Raw genomic sequence first — 15086 nt, 5'->3', positions numbered from 1 at the left:
CACCCGTGGTCCTCAGGAAGCTCGGTCGCAACAGGAGGCGAGGACATGACCACCTTCGGATACTTTCTGGCATGCGAAGAATTCGGCCCTCGTGAACTGCTGGAACAGGCCCGCATGGCCGAGCAGGCCGGCTTCGAGTCACTGTGGATCTCGGACCACTACCACCCGTGGAACGAGGCCCAGGGCAACAGCCCTTTCGTGTGGTCGGTCATCGGAGGTCTGTCCCAGGCCGTGTCGCTCCCGGTGGAGACCGCCGTGACCTGCCCGAGCCTGCGGACACACCCCGCCATCGTGGCCCAGGCCGCCGCCACTTCGGCAGCGATGCTCGAAGGGCGGTTCCGGCTCGGCATCGGCACCGGCGAGGCTCTGAACGAGCACATCTTCGGCGACGTCTGGCCGAGTGCCTCGGTGCGCATGGAGATGCTCGAAGAGGCCGTGACGATCATCCGGAGGCTGTTCACCGGTGAGGAGGTCAGCCACCGGGGACGGCACTACACCGTGGAGAACGCCCGGCTCTACACCCTCCCCGACGAACCCGTACCGATCGATGTCTCAGGCTTCGGCCCGGCTGCCACCGCGCTCGCAGGCCGCATCGGCGACGGCTACATCTCGATGATGCCGGATGAGGACCTGATCGCCCAGTTCCGCAAGAGCGGCGGCAAGGGAAAGCCGGTGCAGGGCGGCCTCAAGGTCTGCTGGGGGCCTGACCGGCAGGAAGCGGTACGTACGGCGTGGCGGCTGTGGCCCAACATGCTTCTCCCCGGCGAACTCGGCCAGGTCCTCCCCACTCCACGCCACTTCGAGCAAGCCTGCGAGCTGGTCACGGAGGACATGGTCGCCAACGGCATGACCTGCGGCGACGATGCGGACCAGCACATCGCCGCGCTGCGCACGTTCGCCGATGCCGGATTCGACACGGTCTACGTGACCCAGATCGGCCCCGACCAGCGCGGATTCTTCGACTTCTACCGCACAGAAGTGCTGCCACAGTTCGCTCATGCATGACCCTGCCGCCCCGCACGCTCCTTCCGTGCCATTGCCCGTGCCTTGCGTGCGTTGACCCGTGCCGCGCGGAGGCAGCGGCGCAGTTCCTCGCCGTACGGAAGCAGTACCGCGACCCCGATCGCGGCGGCGATTCCCGCCAGATACGGCACCGGCAGCCGCCGGCGCCGGGGCACCAGGCGCCAGGCCGAGGGGTCGCCCGCGCCCCCGCGCAGCAGCGACCGCACCTGATCGGCGTGCAGGCACATCAGCGACGCCAGCGCACCGAAGGGCAGCGCTTCAAGGAAGCTGTGGATGTGCTGCTCCACCGGCTTCACCTCGCGGTCGCTGCGGACCGCGGTCCGTACGTCCCACAGCGCCGTCGCCTCGTGCACCCCTGCCGCCCCCAACTGCACGCTCAGCAGCAGCGGGTTGACCTCGTACAGCAGCGTGAGCGCGATCGGCACGCCGACCTCTGCCATCATCAGCGAGTGGATCAGGGACTCCTTGGTCCCCGTGGTGTCCTCGATGCGGGTGCGGCGGTGCATGACCCAGTCCGCGAGCCCCGGCACGAACCATGAGGGCAGAAGCCCGTACATCAGGTACCGGACCGTGGCGTCCTCGACGCTCTCCGCCGGTGTCGGCGCCTGGATCGTCGGCCTCTGAAACCAACCCATGAAATCGCACCACCCTTCATGCCGCGTGCAGTCGGTCCTGGTCTCCGGAAGAACTCTCCGGCGGGGCAATGGCCCTTCCTTTGCCCTTCCTTCGGACCGGACGCGGGGTACCCGCGCCAGAAGAGGGGAAACGGCCCGGCTGCGGACAACTGGTCAAGTGGAACGGCCCGGTTCCTCAGCGTGACAGCGCGTCCCTCACCGCTTCCTCCGTGCGCGCCACCACCGCAGATCCGTCATCCGCGGTGATGATGGGGCGCTGAATCAGCTTGGGGTGCTCGGCGAGCGCCGTGATCCAGCGGTCCCGCGACGCCGCGTCGCGCGGCCAGGTCTTCAGGCCGAGTTCCTTCGCGGCCGCCTCCTGGGTGCGCGTGATGTCCCACGGCTCGAGGCCGAGGCGGCCGAGCACCTCGCGGATCTCGTCCGTACTGGGGACGTCCTCCAGGTAGCGACGGACGGTGTAGCCGGCGCCCTCGGCGTCGAGCAGGGTGAGCGCACTGCGGCACTTCGAGCAGGCCGGGTTGATCCAGATCTCCATACGCCCCACGGTACTCCGAGGCACTGTCAGACCCACTCTGGCCAGGGCCGTTGTCAGTGCCTGGCAGTAAAATAGAGGCGGTTCGTGAGGGTTCCAACCACCGCGCCAGGAGGTCGCCGATGGCCGTAGCCGCAATCGCGAAGAAGCCGAACACGCCGCACACGCCACCGCCCACGACGAAGCACACGACGAAGCCGACGATCGAGCCGTTTGAGCCGTTGAAGAAGAAGCCGCTGCCGACCGGGCAGCCGCGCGAATGGTACGAGTCCCACAACCGCAAGCTGAAGGCCATGCGCCTGGCCATCGCCCTGCTCGACACGGGTGTCTACCGCACTGAGCAGGCCCCCAACAGCACGATACGCACCACTGCGGCCCGGATCGGGATCCACCCGCCGTCCAACACCACCTGCCGATTGGTCCGTTCGCTGATCCGCGACGGGCGCTGATCTGTGAACCGGCGGCCTGCAGATCCCGTATCGGCAGGCCGCCGGCTGTGGCAGGCCCGCCTATCCGCCGATCGACGTGCTGTAGGCGGAGAGAGCGACAACACCGGCTACGCAGGCGACGATCACCCAGGAGCTGAAGCCCATGCGTCTCCCTCTGCGCCCGGATCGCGGGGACTTCCCGGACCGCCTGCCCCGACCGGACTCTGCCGGTCTCGACGCAACCGGTGCGGCATGGGCAGCGGCCTCGGCGAGCAGGCGGCGGCAGGTCGCGGCGAGTTCGCCCGTTCCGGAGGAGAGCGGCACAACAGCCTCCGAACGCGCCGGGGCGGTGGTGCCGCCGTCGAGGATGCGGCCCGCGCGGACGAGGATCTCGTCCCTGCCTCCGGCGGGGGCCAGGCTGATCCAGCGCTGCACGTGCTCACCCCGTATGACCACACACCCGGACCGGTCCCGGTAGACGGCGTGCTCCCGCCACAGCACCGCCGCCAACTCCCCTGCAGTCTCCCTCAGTTGGGCGCTCACGGCCCCTCCCCCTTCGCCGGACGTCAAATCGAACAAGCACGGCACTCTAGCGTCAGGGGCACACCGAGTCGGCCATCGGGGCCGTGCCGCGCCGCCCATGCAGTCAGCCGCCCCGTTCGCCGCGCCGGGTGCGCGCCCCGCAGTTCCTCCTCCGCCTCCGGGCAGGAATGCGCCGGCACAGATTGCTACGGGTGGGGTCGCCGGGACCGGGGCGTTCGTGGTCGCCGCGCTGCTCGGCATGGCCTGGTTCTCCCCCGACAACAGCGGATCGGCCCGCCCCGGGACAACCCGTCCCAAGTCGCAGACCCCACTCCGACCGGTTCCCCGTCTTCTGACCCGGCTACCGCCGAGTCCGCTTACTTGCCGCCCTCGAGCGTTAGGGCGGCGACCCCGAATTGAGGGTGATGCTGTCGCCGTTGTCCCTGCTCAGGGTGAGGGTCCTGCCCTCTTCGGAGACCTTGGCCCTGAGGTTGCCCGAGAAGACTTCGACGAACCGCTCCTCGAACTGCTGCAGGCCGTCGGGGCAACCCATCGCGGTCATCGCGATGTCGGAGACCTTGATCGTATCGCCCTCGATCTCGACGTCGGCGCCGAGGTGATTGCAGCCCGTGCTGCCTCCGGACCTTCCTCCGGCATCGTCCGTCCTGCCGGGGTTGAACTCCACATAGGCGCCGGACTTCGACGGCGGAGTGTACTCCTCGCCGTCGACGGTGACGTTCTTCGGCACCCAGCGAACACCGGTCACGGGCGCCGCGCTGCCCACTTTTCCGCTGCCGGTCTCCGTGCCGCAGGCGGCCAGGGCGGCGGTGCAGGCCAGGGCCACCGCCGCGAACGTGACGTTCCTCCGTCGATTCACGGAGATGTGACGTATGGGCGTTGTCGGTGGTTCCCTTCAGGCCATGTCAGTCCTGCCGGGGAACGGCTTCACTCCTGCCGGGGAACAGTGAACTCACCCAGCAGTGACCAGTCGTCCTGCGGGATCGTGGTGTTCACGATCCGTGGTGTCTCAGCAAGATGGGGCGGAAGGGTCTGCTGCGCGGTCCTGAAGTGCTCGGACTGCACGTGCGCCGCCCCTGCCTCGTCGTCGCGGAAGGCCTCGACCAGGACGTACTCCGCCGGGTCCTCGATGCTCCGGGACCAGTGGAACCACAGGCAGCCCGGCTCACTGCGCGAGGCGGTGGTGAAGTCGGCGGCGATCTCCGGCCAGCGGTCGGCGTGCTCGGGACGGACCTTGAACTTGGCAGTGATGAAGATCATCGGAACCCCTCGGGTGGACTGCTGACACAGTCTGCGCCGCCAGTTCGCGGTCTGCGGACGAACGCCGCCCCAGGCGTGTCGCACGCGCCGAGTGCTACTCGACGCGGTGCGGCCCACGGCGGACAACCCGCAGGCGCACCTGCGTGGGGAGCTGTTCCCAGCCCGTGGACTCCCGGGCACGTTCCACAGGTCCGCGGGAGAGATCCCGTAGGACCACTCCGGGGGCGCCGTCGGCGGTGAGGGTGAGTCTGACCCGGACCTCGGGGCGGGCGGGCCGGCCTGCCATCCGCGCCGCGGCCTCCTCGACACCGGGCAGGGAGCCGGCCTCGGCTGCGAGGGCGTCGCCCAGCGCTTGGTCGCGCAGTTCCACGCCCTGCTCGGGGGGCGTTCCGCCGACGGGCATCCGGCCCGGGCGGCGTTGGCGCAGCAGGGCCAGCAACCACCACAGGGCGAGCAGGACGACGAGGACGAGACCGGCGATGAAGGTGGGCCACCACCACCCCTGGTCGGTCCAGGCGGTGCGGTCGGCGTGGCTGAGCACGACGTCGTGCGGGGAGGTCAGAGGCCAACCGCTGGGTGGCGTGAGGTTCCAGTGCCGATACACATCCAGGCCGCCGGCGAGCACCAGAAGGCCACCGCCCAGCAACACCCCTCCGGCCAGCCCCAGCAGGATCCGGTTGACCATGGTCCGGGCCTTCATCGTCTCCTCCAGTTCCCCGGCGGTGTCCCTGTGCTGGGGCCGGTCATGTCGTGCGCCGCCGCACGCGGACCGTCAGCCGCGGCAGACGGGCCAGGGCGAGTCGGTCGATCTGCTCGTGCTTGAGGGTGCTCGTCAGCTCGTCCTGAACCTCGTGCAGGTCGCGGAAGCGCACGTCCGCGCGGACCTTGACGCGGCGTCGGCGTACCCGGACCCTTGCCCGGCTGACCCCGGGGACGCGCATGGCGGCGTCACGCAGCAGTTGTGCGGCGCCGCGACGGTCCAGAACGGCGCGCATCGAACCGCGGCTGTCGAGGATGTGCAGCGGCAGCAGATTGCGCGAGCCGGGGGTGAGTGCCAGAACGATCAGCCAGAGACCGAGGGCGGCGGCGACCGCGGCGCCGGTGAGCATCCAGACGTCGTCCACCGGACGGCTCGCCAGCTCGTCGGCCAAGTCCTTGCGCCAGGCGGCGGCTTCGTTTCCGGCCCGCACCGAGACGACGTCGACCAGGAGCATCCCGGCGCCGACCAGCACCACCAGCGCGGCGAGCGCTGCCGGTATCCGGCGCGGGGACCAGGGCCGGGGCGAAGGGCGCGGCTCGCCGTCGCTCGCCAGAGCCTCCGGCGGGCGCTCGCCGCCCTCGGGCAGTTCAGCGGCCTCGTGGTTCCTGTCCCGCGTCGCCGAGGCGGTCCGCCCGGGCTGCGAGGGCTGGCCGGGCTCCGGCGTGCCAGGTTCCGGCGTGACGGATTCCGGCGGGTCGGGTTCCGGCGTGACGGGCGCCTGTTCGTGACTCATGGCCCTCCTTGCGTGGCATGGGTGCCGCGCCTGGTCGTCAGGCGACTCGGCCCCGTTCCAGGCTCTCGGCGGGCACCAGCCGCTGGACGATGAGGGTGACTTCGCTGACGCGCATGCCCGTCAGCTGAGCCACCCGCTCGGCGATGCGGCGCTGCATCTGTCGGGAGACCCCGGCGATGTCCACGGGGTAGGGCAGGTCCAGGGTCAGGCCCAGCCGGGCCGATCCGTCGTGGACCACCGCCGAGGAACGAGGTGCCGCGAGTCCGCGGCGTGCGGGCGGCAGGCCCACCTGCCGGGTCAAGGCCTCGTAAGCGGCCCGGGCGGCGATGTCGGCCACCACCCTGGCCGGGATCACGGTCGCGCCGCGCTCGGCCGGCAGCGGAAGCCGCGGCGCACTTGCTCCCGCTTCCCTGGGCGGGCTGCCCGAAGGGTCCGGGGGAGGGAGATGCGCGCTCATGACACCCGGCCGCGGGTAGGCCCGAAGTCACTCTGGGAACGCCTGGACGCCCTGCTGGACGCCCTGCTGGACTCCCTGCGACCGACGTCCTCCCGGCGGCGTACGAAGTCGCCGACGGCGAGGTCGCCCTGCAGGAAGCTGCCGACGATCAGGCCCAGTGCACCCAGGCCCGCCACCAGCAGGAACGCCTCGAAGTCGCCGAAGTAGCCGGCGAAGCCCAGGGCCATGCCCGCCAGCAGGCCCACGGTTCGTGTGCTCATCTCTCACTCACCCATCTCATGTCCGTCTCCCCGCGCGCCTCGGCGTCCGCCGGAGGACAGACCTCGGGGGCCGGGCCGGGGCCGGGCTCACGCCACGCGGCCTTCGGTCGCCTCCTTCTCACCCTCCTCGTCGGGAAGGTGAACGTCGTCGACGGCGATGTTCACCTCGACGACCTCCAGGCCGGTCATACGCTCCACAGCCGAGATGACGTTGATGCGGACGTCCCCGGCCACATCCACGATGGAGACGCCGTACTCGACGACGACGTCGAGGTCCACGGCCGCCTGGCGCTCGCCCACCTCGACCGTCACCCCGCGGGTGAGGCCGGGCCGGCCGGCAGGTACCCGGTCACGGACGGCCCCGATGGCCCGGGCCATTCCCGCCCCGAGACTGTGGATGCCCGACACCTCGCGGGTGGCCATCGCGGCGATCTTCTCCACCACGCTGTCCGAAATGGTGGTCCGCCCGCGATTCTCGGGTGCGACGGTGGCGCCCCTGCCGCCCTGCAGCTCATTTCCAACCTCGTCCAAGCGGCCCCTGCCCGTGGCGGGGCGGCTGGTCGTGTCCGTCATGAGGATCTCCTCAGCGATCCGCGCGGACACCGTCCCGGTGCCCGTCGAAGAGTTGGACACACCCCAGCCGCAATCCTCACGCTCTGAGGTGATGCGGATCACATACGATGAGTTCTGCAGCACCTGGTCGGGTTTCGCGCCTCGTCAGAGCGGTGGCTGGCCGCCAACGGGCCCCGGCCCACCGGACCAGGCCAGAGTGAGCAGGCGATGCAGAAGCAGAACGGACGCCCATCACCTCCGCGGAACGCCGGCGGGTCGCGCAGTGAACCGACTCCGCCGCCGGCCGCCCGAGCCATGGCCGGGGAGGACGGGCTCGAAGGCAAGGGGCTCGAAGGAGACGGGCTCAACAGCCTGGATGACCGGCTGCTGGCCATACGGGCCGGTGAAGGCGACGACGAGGCCTTCGCCGTCCTGGTCCGCCGCCACAGCCGCTCGCTGCTCGCGCTGGCCCATCACCTGCTCGGCAACATCGCGGACGCCGAGGACGCCGTCCAGGACTCCTTCCTCGGCGCTTGGCGCCGACTGCCGGAGTTTCGGGGCGACGCCCAGTTCCGCACCTGGATGTACCGCATCGTCACCAACCACTGCCTCAACACACTCCGCAGCCGCACCCTCACCGTCCCCCTGGACGCCGTCCCCGAGCCCGCGACCCGGAACGGGCACACCGCACCCGAACGCGCCGCCGAGAGCGTTGCCGCCACCACCGCCCTGGCCGAGGCGCTCGGCAGGCTGAGCCCCGACCAGCGCGTGTGCTGGGTGCTGCGGGAACTGCACGGCCTCCACTATGAGGAGATCGCCCAGGTGACGGGCACCAGCGAGCAGACCGTGCGCGGCAGACTCTTTCGAGCACGGCGCTCTCTGACGAAGGAGATGGGTCCATGGCGCTAGACGACCCGCATGCCGGGCCCACCGGCGACGAGCCGCAGAAAGCAAGCGCCGAGGCGGCCGACTCGCGCCAGTCCGCCGACGCCGCGCTGCTCGCCGGCGATCAGCTGCTGCCCTGCGGGCGCCCACTCCGCGTCGTCTGGGAGCAGGCCCGCGATATGGGCCATCTGGGCCTCCCTCCGGATCCGCACACCGCCGACTGCCCGTACTGCAGGCAGGCCGTCGAAGGACTGGCGGCTCTGGACGAGGCCACTCGGGCCATGCGCGACCAGGAGCGGCCCAGCGGACTGACCCTCGCGGAACGGGTGATGCACGCGGTCCGTGCCGAAGTGCGGCTCGGGCGGATGCTGCCCTTGGACGACCCCGCGCAGGACCTGCAGATCGCCGAGACCGCAGCCGCGAAAGTCCTCCGCAGAGCCGCCGATAGCGTTCCCGGCTCGCAGGCCGCCAGCTGCCGCCTGCGCCCCGCCGAAGACGGCAGAGCCGTGCACATCACGCTCACCTTGTACGTCGCGCTCGACCGGCCTGTGCCCGACCGGGCCGGCGAAGTGCGCCGAGCCGTCTTCGACGCCGCGGAGCGGACCCTCGGGCTGGCCATCAACGGCATCGACCTGGAGATCGTGGACATACTGGAGCCACGCCAGCCTCCCGAATCGGGCGGGACCCCTACCCAGGAAGGCGAAGACCGATGACCATCGTCAGCGCGGTGGACATCCACGAAACCGCCGCACGCACGGCCCTCGCGGTCCCGGGCGTGGTCGGACTGCAGCCCAGCCTCGGTTACCAGCTGGCCAGCGCCGCCCATATCCGGCAACCCGCTGTCCTGCCCCCAGAGGCCGGCATCCGAGCCGAACACACACCCGAGGCCCCCGGCTGGCACGTGGAAGTGCGCTGCATCCTGCTCGAGGACCGCCGCGCTCTGGACACCGCCCGGGAAGTACGCCAGGAGGTCCGGTCGGCAGTCACCGCCCATCTGAGCCGGCACGGGCCACCGGAACCGGTCACCATCCTCGTCACCGTCACCCAGACCTTGAGCCATGCACCGGAAGGTCCTGGGCCAGGCGTGGAAGACACCGCGGCATGAGAGAGAAGGGCTCCCCCCGGACAGCGTCCCGACCGAGGTCCTGTCGCCGGCCTGGGGTACTCCGCCCTCCCGCGACGAGGCCTGACGGACGCGCAGGCTCCTGTGGGTGCTGCGCATGCGTCCCCGGCGTGGTCAGTCGCGCGGCAGCAGAGGACCGAGCGGGCCGAGATCGATGTTGAGGTCCTCGGGCTCCAGGCCGAAGTGCTCCCGGAGCTCCTCCATACGCTCCTCCAGGGCCATCAGGGTCAGCCCCAGCTCCTCGATCTGCTCATCACTGAGGCCGCCCTGCTCCACTCGGCGCAGCGCCTGCCGCTCCATGAGCTGGCGGAGCAGTTCGATGATGGTGAGCACCAGCCCGGCAAGGCCGCGCTCCACCGATTCGGGGTCCACCTCGATACGCCTGCGAACTCCGGAGGCCTTGCGTTCGGCCTCCCGCTCGCGGGGCGTAAGGCGGTTCTCACGTTCGGTCACTGCGGCTCCCCGGGGCCGTTCCCGCCCGGGAGCGGGCGGCTCGTCTCCGCGCCGCCCTCGGCTGCCTCCCGCACCGAAGCCACGAGCGCTCGCAGCGATACCCGCACCAGGTCGATGTCGGCGATGTTCAGCGTGATCTCGCCACTGATCACCACGCCCCCCGCGAGCACCCGGTCCAGCAGATCGACCAGGGCGATCTCGCGTCCCCGCAAAGCCTGCGGGGAAGAACGCGAGGGCGGTCCGCCGGTCACAGCGCTCACACCTCGCTCTCGCCGGTTCCGTCGCGGGCCCCCATGCCTGTTTCCGATTCCGTTCCGGTGAACGAGTACGCCGGCCACGGGCCGCTGAGCTCCAGGCGTACGTCCGGGAAGCGCACCCGCAGGCTCGCGACGAGGGAGGCGAAATCCTCCGCACGGTCGTCGGGCACGAGGTAGGAGCCGTTGAGGACCATCCAGCCCTCGTATCCGGCCAGCCGGGCGTCCTGCGGTTGGTGTTCTGCCGATTCCGCGGCCAGTGCGCCGAGAGCCGTGTGGATGTCCTGCGCTCGTTGCGCGGCCCGCTGATGAGCGGTCTCCTGGCTCTTGCGCTCCGCCTTCCGGCGCCGGAGGTAGGCCGCTCCTGGGCTCTCTCCGCCTCCGGCCCGGTCGTGCGATGCCCCGGCCCCGGCGGCGGGCGCGGCGTCCGGCCCGGAGGCACCGGCGGCGAACGTGCGCGGATCGACGTATGCCTTCACCCCCCATTCCGTACGGCCCGTCACCCGCTCCAGCGCCACGGTGAAGTCCTGACGCCGCTCCTGGAGGAGGGAGCGGACTCGTTCGTCGTCGTGGCAGACGGTCGCGAAGCGCAGCGGGACGACGCCTTCGAAGGCGGCGACCGCGGCGTCGATGACCCGGTGGTGAGCGCGGGCGGCCTCGTCCAGCCACCGCAGGTCCTCCAGATGCTCGCGCAGCGCGGGCTCGCTGAAGTCGGACAGCGGGACGGAGCCGACGACGGCCGACAGGCCGGCGCTCTCGATCCGGCGCACTCGCTCACCTGCCACACCGGTCATGTCATCCAGGCCGGGTGGGGGATCCGTCGCGGCCGCTGCGGTTACCGCGTAGACCCAGGTGGCGTTCGGCTCACTCATGTCTCTGCCTCTCCCCCGCGCTCCGGGCGCTGCGCACGCGGTCGGCGCGTCGCCCCGGGCCCCTCCTCGTCCTCCTCGTACGCGTAGTCGTGCCGGCCTTCGAGTTCGTCGGTCCGGCGCGCCTCCAACTGGCCGATCCTGCGGCGCAGGCGCTCGTTCTCCTCCAGGACGTCACGTTTCCCGTACGAGAGCGTGGGGTCGTGCTCCCACCAGTCGATGCCCATCTCCCGCGCCCGGTCGACGGAGGCGACCAGCAGGCGGATCTTGATGGTGAGCAGCTCGATGTCCAGGAGGTTGATCTGGATGTCGCCCGCGATGACGATGCCCTTGTCCAGCACCCGCTCCAGGATGTCGGCGAGGTTGGCCGGCTCCCGGCGGGCGGGTTCGTACGCATCGCCCATACGCCGGCTGGGACCGCTCCATCCGCTGTCCTGGCTCATGAGCCGCTCTCCTCCGGCCTGCTGCGGTAGTAGCGCCGATCGCGGTGGTAGGAGAGCAGTTCTCCCTCCTCGTCCACCTCGACCTGGTACTCGGCGAGGACATCGGTCGAGTCGGGTATCCGGTGTGTCTCCACCACCTCGATGCCGACGCGCCAGCCGCCTTCGTCGTGTTCCAGCGAGGTCACGCCTTCGGGCTGCCGTCCGGTGAAGCCCTGGACGTGGAGTGCGGCGTGCGCGGCGGCCTCGCGAGCTGTGAGACCGGGAGTCCTGCGCCGGGTCTCCCGCTTCCCCTCCGCGGGGGCGGTTTCCTGCCTGGACTGGCGGTCCGAGCGGTCCGGTTCACGCGTCGTCGCCCGCTCCCGACGGTCGCTCGACCGCTTGGCCGACCTGTTGGCCGACTTGGCGCCGGCGCGGTCGGGATCGCGGTCGGAAGCCCGGGCGCGCGCATCGTCGGGGCGGCCAGCCGTGGGCACGGCTCAGGCCTCCACGCCGGGGCCGGGCGGCCCGGAGGAGAAGAGACGGCGCACGAGTTGCTTCTCCCGGCGCGCTGCCTCCTCCTCGCTGATCTCCCCGGCGGCCCGTGCGTCCGACACCTCGGCAAGCCGTTCGCGGATCACCGCGGGGTCAGTGGTCTGGCGACGTGCCTCGTCATAGATCCGCTGCCCTATCCACGCGACTCCGCGCACCGGAGCGAGTGGGAGGGTGAGCAGTCCTGTGAACAGTCCCATGGCTAGCGGTCTCCCTCTGTGTCGCTCAGCGCATCGTCCACGAAGTCGTACGGAGCAACCGGCCCCAGCAGGCGCAGCCGGACCCGGTCGTACCAGCGCCGGGCGAGCTCCTCCGCGGCCGTTTCGAACTCCTTGCGGTGCCGGTCCTCGACCAGGAAGGACGAGTCCACGACCCCTTCGGCGGAGGCCGGTTCGACGGACTTCGTGGCGTCGACGAAAGGCTCGAAGAATTCCTCCAGTTCGGCGGCGTCCCTTCGTCGCTTGGCGGTGATCGCCTCGGAGACGAGCTCGCCGAGGCGAATACGGTCTTCATAGCCGGCCTCCTCGGGCAGCCCGGCCAAACGCTCCCGGAGCTCCCTGATGTCCGGCCGCTCCTCGATGACTTCCTGTAGCACGGTGTCCTCGACATACCGGGCCCGCAGCGTGAGCTGAGCCCGGCCGGCGAGCCGGTCAAGCGCTCTCACGAAATCCTCGTGACCGCTCCCCAGAAGCTCGTCGGTCACCGCTCCGGCATCCGGCAGTACCGTGCCGAAACGGAAGGGCAGTACGGTCACGGGAATGCGGGCGAGACTGTCCAGGACGTTCGCGTGGGCCTGCAGATCCTCCGGGGTGCCAAGGGGGCGGTCGGTGGGCACCTCGCTGACGACCGCGGCGATTCCGCCCTGCGCTATCAGCTGCACCGGAGCTTCGGGCTCTGCCACGGCAGGGAGCTTTTCCAGTTGCCCGGACAGCTCGGACGCCGGCACGACACCGTAGACGTACAAGGCACGCAGGGCGGGCTGAGGTGCCGCTTCCGCGGCTGCGGCGGTCACTGTTCCCGCTCCTTACGGCTGGACCTGACGGTTCGTGAACCGCGACGAGGACCTACCTCCCGCCGACGGGAACGTTCCTCCCGCTGACGGGGACGTTCCTCCCGCCGCTGCTCCTCCCCTCCGTCGTCCTCCTCCTCTTGCTCGTCGTCGCCCCGGCCGGTGTCCTCGTCCTCGTCGCTTCCGAGGACATCGCCGACCTTCTCCTTCACACCTTCCAGGACACCCTTGGTCTTGTGCTCCGCGCCGCCCTCGTGGATCTCCTCCATCACTCCCGGCAGGCCGCGGGTCTCGGTCCCGCTCCGGGCGAGGTCCAGTCGGTTCACCCGCTCTGCGAACCGCAGGTACGTGTCGACGCTGGCGACGACGATCCGTGCGTCGATCGTCAGCAGCTCGATGCCCACCAAGGACACGCGCACGTAGATGTCGATCACGAGGCCCTTGTCCAGGATCAGGTCGACGACATCGACGAGTCCGCTGGAGGAGGGCCGGTCCAGGTAGTTACTGCGCTGGCTGGCTATGGTCATCGCGGTCACCTCGACGCGGCCCGGGACCGCCGCCGCTGACGCTCCGCCGGCGGCTCGCCCTCGTCCTCGTCGCGTTCGTCCTCGTCTTCGTCCTCTTCGTCGCCGCCCTCGTCCTCGGCTTCCTCCTCCTCGTCCTCCTCGTCGTACGCGTCCTCAGTCCCCTCGTCCTCGGCTTCCTGCTCCTCGTCCTCCGCCTCGTACTCGTCCTCGGGCTCCTGGGACTCTTCCTCCCGGGCCTCGTCGCCCTCCTCCTCGCCGCCGTCCACGACTTCCCCCTCGTGAATCTCGCCACGCCACCCCTCGACCTCGTCGGGATGGAGCAGGGTGTGTGTCATGGCGTGACGGCGGAAGTGCTTCAGTTCCAGCCGGGCCCGGCGGCCCTGCGCCCGCCACAGGTTCCCCGTCTGTTCGAAGAACCCCTGCGGGTAGTACTGCAGGACCAGCAAGATCCGTGTGAGGTTGGGTGCGAGCTCATGGAAGGTGACCGCACCATCGACATGGCCCTTGTCGGCCTTCGAGCGCCAGACGATCAATTCATCCGGAACCTGTTCCAGAATGGTGGACTGCCACTTCCGGTGCGAGAGGAAAACCTGCGCCTTCCAGGCGATTTCGGTATCCGACTCCTGCTCGACGTGCTCCACCTTCTTCATGAACGCCGGGAACTCCTCGAACTGCGTCCACTGGTCGTAGGCGGCCGAGACGGGGATCCCGACATCGATCTGTTCGACGATATTGACGACTTTGATCTTCTGGTCCTTGCTGCCGCCGCCGTCTTTCCCGACCCCGGGAAGAGCCTCCTTGGCCTTTTCCTTCACCCCGGTGAGCCCGCCACTGAGCGCCGAGCGCAGCGGGGACTTGCCTTCCGCCAATGACTTGCCGCCGGTGAGCGCGGCCATCAGGCCGGGGCCGCCCTCGCCCGACCCGAGGTCGGTCAGGCGCTGAGTGGCGTCGCCCACCTTGTCCGTCAGCGTGCTGAGCGCCCGCTCTCCGAGCGCCTCGAGAAGGTCCTGTACTTCCTTCATCAAGCGGTCGGTGTGCAGTTCCTGGCTCAGGGTGCCCCGGCCGCCCGAAGGGCTAGCAGACTGTTCAGCCATACGTCATCATCCTCGGCTTTGCCGCGCCGACATGCTCGAGCCGCCCTTCCTGGCGCCTCCCGAACTACCGGTTTCCCTCTTCGCCCCACCCGATCCGCTCTTCTTGCGCGGAGGGCTCGTCGTCCGGCTGCCTTCGCCTTTACCGCGGGCGCTCCCGCCGGACGTAGCCTTCTTTTGCGAGGACGTGCGTTCCTCCTCGCCCTTTCCCTCCTCCTCATGCTCGTTCTGCTCTTGCTCGTTCTGCTCTTGCTCCTTCTGCTTCTCCCCAGGCGGACCGGTCCGCAGCGACGTGGCTCGCTGCTCCAGCCGGTCACTCAGTGAGTCGACTCGATTACTCACTGCCCCCGCGGCGGCGGCCTTGCCCGCCGCGAGCAATTCGCCGCGCAGATTCTTGGTCAGACGACTGAGTTCAGGCGATTTCAGGAGCTCACCGGCCCTGCCACCACCTTGCCCCCCAAGCCCCCGACGGGCCGCCAGTGCGGCCAAGGCGAGAGCCAAGCGCGTTTTGCGCCTGCGCCCAAGGACGTAGCCACCGGCGATAGCCATGGCTGCCTGGCCGTTCTTCATGATCCTCGTTTCCTCCTGCCGACTGTTGATGCGTCACCGGAGACCTGAGGCAAGCCACGGAAATATTTACACCCGCGCACAATGGTGGCGGGTCGTTGTCCGTTATCGCGATTTCCTCAGCGATCCGTGCAGCGATCCGTGCAGGCACCGTCGC

General features: G+C 69.9%; 24 protein-coding genes and 1 pseudogene. 5 read left to right on the top strand and 20 right to left on the bottom strand.

The genetic code is table 11. The annotated features are described in order from the left end of the window. Positions 1-45 precede the first annotated feature (45 nt). On the top strand, positions 46-1005 hold the full coding sequence (locus ACTWP8_RS15210; RefSeq protein WP_443322684.1) for an LLM class F420-dependent oxidoreductase: 960 nt from the start codon (positions 46-48) through the stop codon (positions 1003-1005). On the opposite strand, the gene ACTWP8_RS15205 is transcribed toward ACTWP8_RS15210, so the two are convergent. Further along, positions 996-1658 (bottom strand): diguanylate cyclase, encoded by a 663-nt coding sequence (locus ACTWP8_RS15205; RefSeq protein WP_443322683.1) that lies wholly within the window; start codon positions 1656-1658, stop codon positions 996-998. The two genes, ACTWP8_RS15210 and ACTWP8_RS15205, sit on opposite strands and share 10 nt — an antisense overlap. Positions 1659-1833: 175 nt before the next feature. Further along, positions 1834-2193: an arsenate reductase family protein gene (locus tag ACTWP8_RS15200; protein ID WP_443322682.1), complete on the bottom strand. Its 360-nt coding sequence runs from the start codon at positions 2191-2193 to the stop codon at positions 1834-1836. A 119-nt stretch (positions 2194-2312) separates the two neighbouring features. On the opposite strand from ACTWP8_RS15200, the gene ACTWP8_RS15195 reads away from it, so the two are divergent. Next, positions 2313-2639 carry a hypothetical protein gene (locus tag ACTWP8_RS15195; protein ID WP_443322681.1) on the top strand — a complete coding sequence of 109 codons (327 nt, stop codon included), beginning with the start codon at positions 2313-2315 and terminating at the stop codon, positions 2637-2639. A gap of 60 nt (positions 2640-2699) precedes the next feature. Here the strand turns inward: ACTWP8_RS15195 and ACTWP8_RS15190 are convergent, their stop codons facing one another. The 8 genes and pseudogenes from ACTWP8_RS15190 to ACTWP8_RS15155 all read right to left on the bottom strand — a co-directional run bounded on the left by ACTWP8_RS15190 (position 2700) and on the right by ACTWP8_RS15155 (position 7201). After that, a complete protein-coding gene (locus ACTWP8_RS15190; RefSeq protein WP_443322771.1) occupies positions 2700-3119 on the bottom strand; it encodes a hypothetical protein in 420 nt (139 codons plus the stop codon). 418 nt (positions 3120-3537) lie between these two features. Then, positions 3538-4017, bottom strand: coding sequence for an META domain-containing protein (locus ACTWP8_RS15185; protein ID WP_443322680.1), 480 nt, complete (start codon positions 4015-4017; stop codon positions 3538-3540). 68 nt (positions 4018-4085) lie between these two features. After that, positions 4086-4418, bottom strand: a complete 333-nt coding sequence (locus ACTWP8_RS15180) for a putative quinol monooxygenase (RefSeq protein ID WP_443322679.1) — start codon at positions 4416-4418, stop codon at positions 4086-4088. 94 nt (positions 4419-4512) lie between these two features. Beyond that, a complete protein-coding gene (locus tag ACTWP8_RS15175; RefSeq protein WP_443322678.1) occupies positions 4513-5118 on the bottom strand; it encodes an alkaline shock response membrane anchor protein AmaP in 606 nt (201 codons plus the stop codon). 43 nt (positions 5119-5161) lie between these two features. Then, positions 5162-5911, bottom strand: coding sequence for a DUF6286 domain-containing protein (locus ACTWP8_RS15170; protein ID WP_443322677.1), 750 nt, complete (start codon positions 5909-5911; stop codon positions 5162-5164). A 37-nt stretch (positions 5912-5948) separates the two neighbouring features. Then, complete coding sequence (locus ACTWP8_RS15165) at positions 5949-6368, bottom strand: Asp23/Gls24 family envelope stress response protein (protein ID WP_443322676.1); 420 nt, start codon at positions 6366-6368, stop codon at positions 5949-5951. A 74-nt stretch (positions 6369-6442) separates the two neighbouring features. Next, positions 6443-6628 (bottom strand): annotated as a pseudogene (locus ACTWP8_RS15160) (hypothetical protein); the annotation flags it as partial. An 87-nt stretch (positions 6629-6715) separates the two neighbouring features. Then, the gene (locus ACTWP8_RS15155) at positions 6716-7201 is read right to left on the bottom strand and encodes an Asp23/Gls24 family envelope stress response protein (protein WP_443322675.1); all 486 of its coding nucleotides are present in this window, start codon (positions 7199-7201) and stop codon (positions 6716-6718) included. Positions 7202-7495: 294 nt separating this feature from the next. On the opposite strand from ACTWP8_RS15155, the gene ACTWP8_RS15150 reads away from it, so the two are divergent. From ACTWP8_RS15150 to ACTWP8_RS15140, 3 genes are read left to right on the top strand one after another with little or no spacing between them, the layout of a single operon-like run. Next, entirely contained in the window at positions 7496-8089 is a 594-nt protein-coding gene (locus ACTWP8_RS15150) for an RNA polymerase sigma factor (RefSeq protein WP_443322674.1), read from the top strand. After that, entirely contained in the window at positions 8080-8778 is a 699-nt protein-coding gene (locus ACTWP8_RS15145) for a hypothetical protein (RefSeq protein WP_443322673.1), read from the top strand. Before ACTWP8_RS15150 ends, ACTWP8_RS15145 begins: the two co-directional genes overlap by 10 nt. Continuing rightward, complete coding sequence (locus ACTWP8_RS15140) at positions 8775-9170, top strand: hypothetical protein (RefSeq protein WP_443322672.1); 396 nt, start codon at positions 8775-8777, stop codon at positions 9168-9170. The genes ACTWP8_RS15145 and ACTWP8_RS15140 overlap by 4 nt, the downstream gene beginning before the upstream one ends. A 132-nt stretch (positions 9171-9302) precedes the next feature. Here the strand turns inward: ACTWP8_RS15140 and ACTWP8_RS15135 are convergent, their stop codons facing one another. The 10 genes from ACTWP8_RS15135 to ACTWP8_RS15090 form a co-directional block, all read right to left on the bottom strand. Then, the gene (locus ACTWP8_RS15135; RefSeq protein ID WP_443322770.1) at positions 9303-9566 is read right to left on the bottom strand and encodes a gas vesicle protein K; all 264 of its coding nucleotides are present in this window, start codon (positions 9564-9566) and stop codon (positions 9303-9305) included. A 71-nt stretch (positions 9567-9637) separates the two neighbouring features. Continuing rightward, positions 9638-9901 (bottom strand): gas vesicle protein, encoded by a 264-nt coding sequence (locus tag ACTWP8_RS15130; RefSeq protein WP_443322671.1) that lies wholly within the window; start codon positions 9899-9901, stop codon positions 9638-9640. Continuing rightward, the gene (locus ACTWP8_RS15125) at positions 9898-10767 is read right to left on the bottom strand and encodes a GvpL/GvpF family gas vesicle protein (RefSeq protein WP_443322670.1); all 870 of its coding nucleotides are present in this window, start codon (positions 10765-10767) and stop codon (positions 9898-9900) included. The genes ACTWP8_RS15130 and ACTWP8_RS15125 overlap by 4 nt, the downstream gene beginning before the upstream one ends. Next, positions 10764-11207: a gas vesicle protein gene (locus ACTWP8_RS15120; RefSeq protein ID WP_443322669.1), complete on the bottom strand. Its 444-nt coding sequence runs from the start codon at positions 11205-11207 to the stop codon at positions 10764-10766. Before ACTWP8_RS15120 ends, ACTWP8_RS15125 begins: the two co-directional genes overlap by 4 nt. Then, on the bottom strand, positions 11204-11680 hold the full coding sequence (gvpO, locus tag ACTWP8_RS15115) for a gas vesicle protein GvpO (protein WP_443322668.1): 477 nt from the start codon (positions 11678-11680) through the stop codon (positions 11204-11206). Before gvpO ends, ACTWP8_RS15120 begins: the two co-directional genes overlap by 4 nt. A gap of 3 nt (positions 11681-11683) precedes the next feature. Continuing rightward, complete coding sequence (locus ACTWP8_RS15110) at positions 11684-11935, bottom strand: gas vesicle protein GvpG (RefSeq protein ID WP_443322667.1); 252 nt, start codon at positions 11933-11935, stop codon at positions 11684-11686. Between the two features lie 2 nt (positions 11936-11937). Then, positions 11938-12747, bottom strand: coding sequence for a GvpL/GvpF family gas vesicle protein (locus tag ACTWP8_RS15105; protein ID WP_443322666.1), 810 nt, complete (start codon positions 12745-12747; stop codon positions 11938-11940). Beyond that, the gene (gvpJ, locus tag ACTWP8_RS15100; protein WP_443322665.1) at positions 12744-13271 is read right to left on the bottom strand and encodes a gas vesicle protein GvpJ; all 528 of its coding nucleotides are present in this window, start codon (positions 13269-13271) and stop codon (positions 12744-12746) included. The genes ACTWP8_RS15105 and gvpJ overlap by 4 nt, the downstream gene beginning before the upstream one ends. A 5-nt stretch (positions 13272-13276) precedes the next feature. Then, positions 13277-14365, bottom strand: coding sequence for an SRPBCC family protein (locus ACTWP8_RS15095; protein ID WP_443322664.1), 1089 nt, complete (start codon positions 14363-14365; stop codon positions 13277-13279). 6 nt (positions 14366-14371) lie between these two features. Beyond that, complete coding sequence (locus ACTWP8_RS15090; RefSeq protein WP_443322663.1) at positions 14372-14932, bottom strand: hypothetical protein; 561 nt, start codon at positions 14930-14932, stop codon at positions 14372-14374. Positions 14933-15086: the final 154 nt, after the last annotated feature.

The organism is Streptomyces sp. 7N604, assembly GCF_052245475.1.
Taxonomy (GTDB): Bacteria; Actinomycetota; Actinomycetes; order Streptomycetales; family Streptomycetaceae; genus Streptomyces.
Note: the sequence above shows the minus strand (reverse complement) of the source record. Positions and strands in the feature narration are given on the sequence as shown.

Bases quoted from the DNA above. Each gene is read 5' to 3' on its own strand.
- ACTWP8_RS15120 (WP_443322669.1), bottom strand. From the start codon at position 11,207: ATGAGCCAGGACAGCGGATGGAGCGGTCCCAGCCGGCGTATGGGCGAT.
- ACTWP8_RS15210 (WP_443322684.1), top strand. From the start codon at position 46: ATGACCACCTTCGGATACTTTCTGGCATGCGAAGAATTCGGCCCTCGT.
- ACTWP8_RS15145 (WP_443322673.1), top strand. From the start codon at position 8,080: ATGGCGCTAGACGACCCGCATGCCGGGCCCACCGGCGACGAGCCGCAG.
- ACTWP8_RS15205 (WP_443322683.1), bottom strand. From the start codon at position 1,658: ATGGGTTGGTTTCAGAGGCCGACGATCCAGGCGCCGACACCGGCGGAG.
- ACTWP8_RS15200 (WP_443322682.1), bottom strand. From the start codon at position 2,193: ATGGAGATCTGGATCAACCCGGCCTGCTCGAAGTGCCGCAGTGCGCTC.
- ACTWP8_RS15170 (WP_443322677.1), bottom strand. From the start codon at position 5,911: ATGAGTCACGAACAGGCGCCCGTCACGCCGGAACCCGACCCGCCGGAA.
- ACTWP8_RS15125 (WP_443322670.1), bottom strand. From the start codon at position 10,767: ATGAGTGAGCCGAACGCCACCTGGGTCTACGCGGTAACCGCAGCGGCC.
- ACTWP8_RS15195 (WP_443322681.1), top strand. From the start codon at position 2,313: ATGGCCGTAGCCGCAATCGCGAAGAAGCCGAACACGCCGCACACGCCA.
- ACTWP8_RS15090 (WP_443322663.1), bottom strand. From the start codon at position 14,932: ATGAAGAACGGCCAGGCAGCCATGGCTATCGCCGGTGGCTACGTCCTT.
- ACTWP8_RS15155 (WP_443322675.1), bottom strand. From the start codon at position 7,201: ATGACGGACACGACCAGCCGCCCCGCCACGGGCAGGGGCCGCTTGGAC.
- ACTWP8_RS15180 (WP_443322679.1), bottom strand. From the start codon at position 4,418: ATGATCTTCATCACTGCCAAGTTCAAGGTCCGTCCCGAGCACGCCGAC.
- gvpJ (WP_443322665.1), bottom strand. From the start codon at position 13,271: ATGACCATAGCCAGCCAGCGCAGTAACTACCTGGACCGGCCCTCCTCC.
- ACTWP8_RS15150 (WP_443322674.1), top strand. From the start codon at position 7,496: ATGGCCGGGGAGGACGGGCTCGAAGGCAAGGGGCTCGAAGGAGACGGG.
- ACTWP8_RS15175 (WP_443322678.1), bottom strand. From the start codon at position 5,118: ATGAAGGCCCGGACCATGGTCAACCGGATCCTGCTGGGGCTGGCCGGA.
- ACTWP8_RS15140 (WP_443322672.1), top strand. From the start codon at position 8,775: ATGACCATCGTCAGCGCGGTGGACATCCACGAAACCGCCGCACGCACG.
- ACTWP8_RS15095 (WP_443322664.1), bottom strand. From the start codon at position 14,365: ATGGCTGAACAGTCTGCTAGCCCTTCGGGCGGCCGGGGCACCCTGAGC.
- ACTWP8_RS15165 (WP_443322676.1), bottom strand. From the start codon at position 6,368: ATGAGCGCGCATCTCCCTCCCCCGGACCCTTCGGGCAGCCCGCCCAGG.
- ACTWP8_RS15110 (WP_443322667.1), bottom strand. From the start codon at position 11,935: ATGGGACTGTTCACAGGACTGCTCACCCTCCCACTCGCTCCGGTGCGC.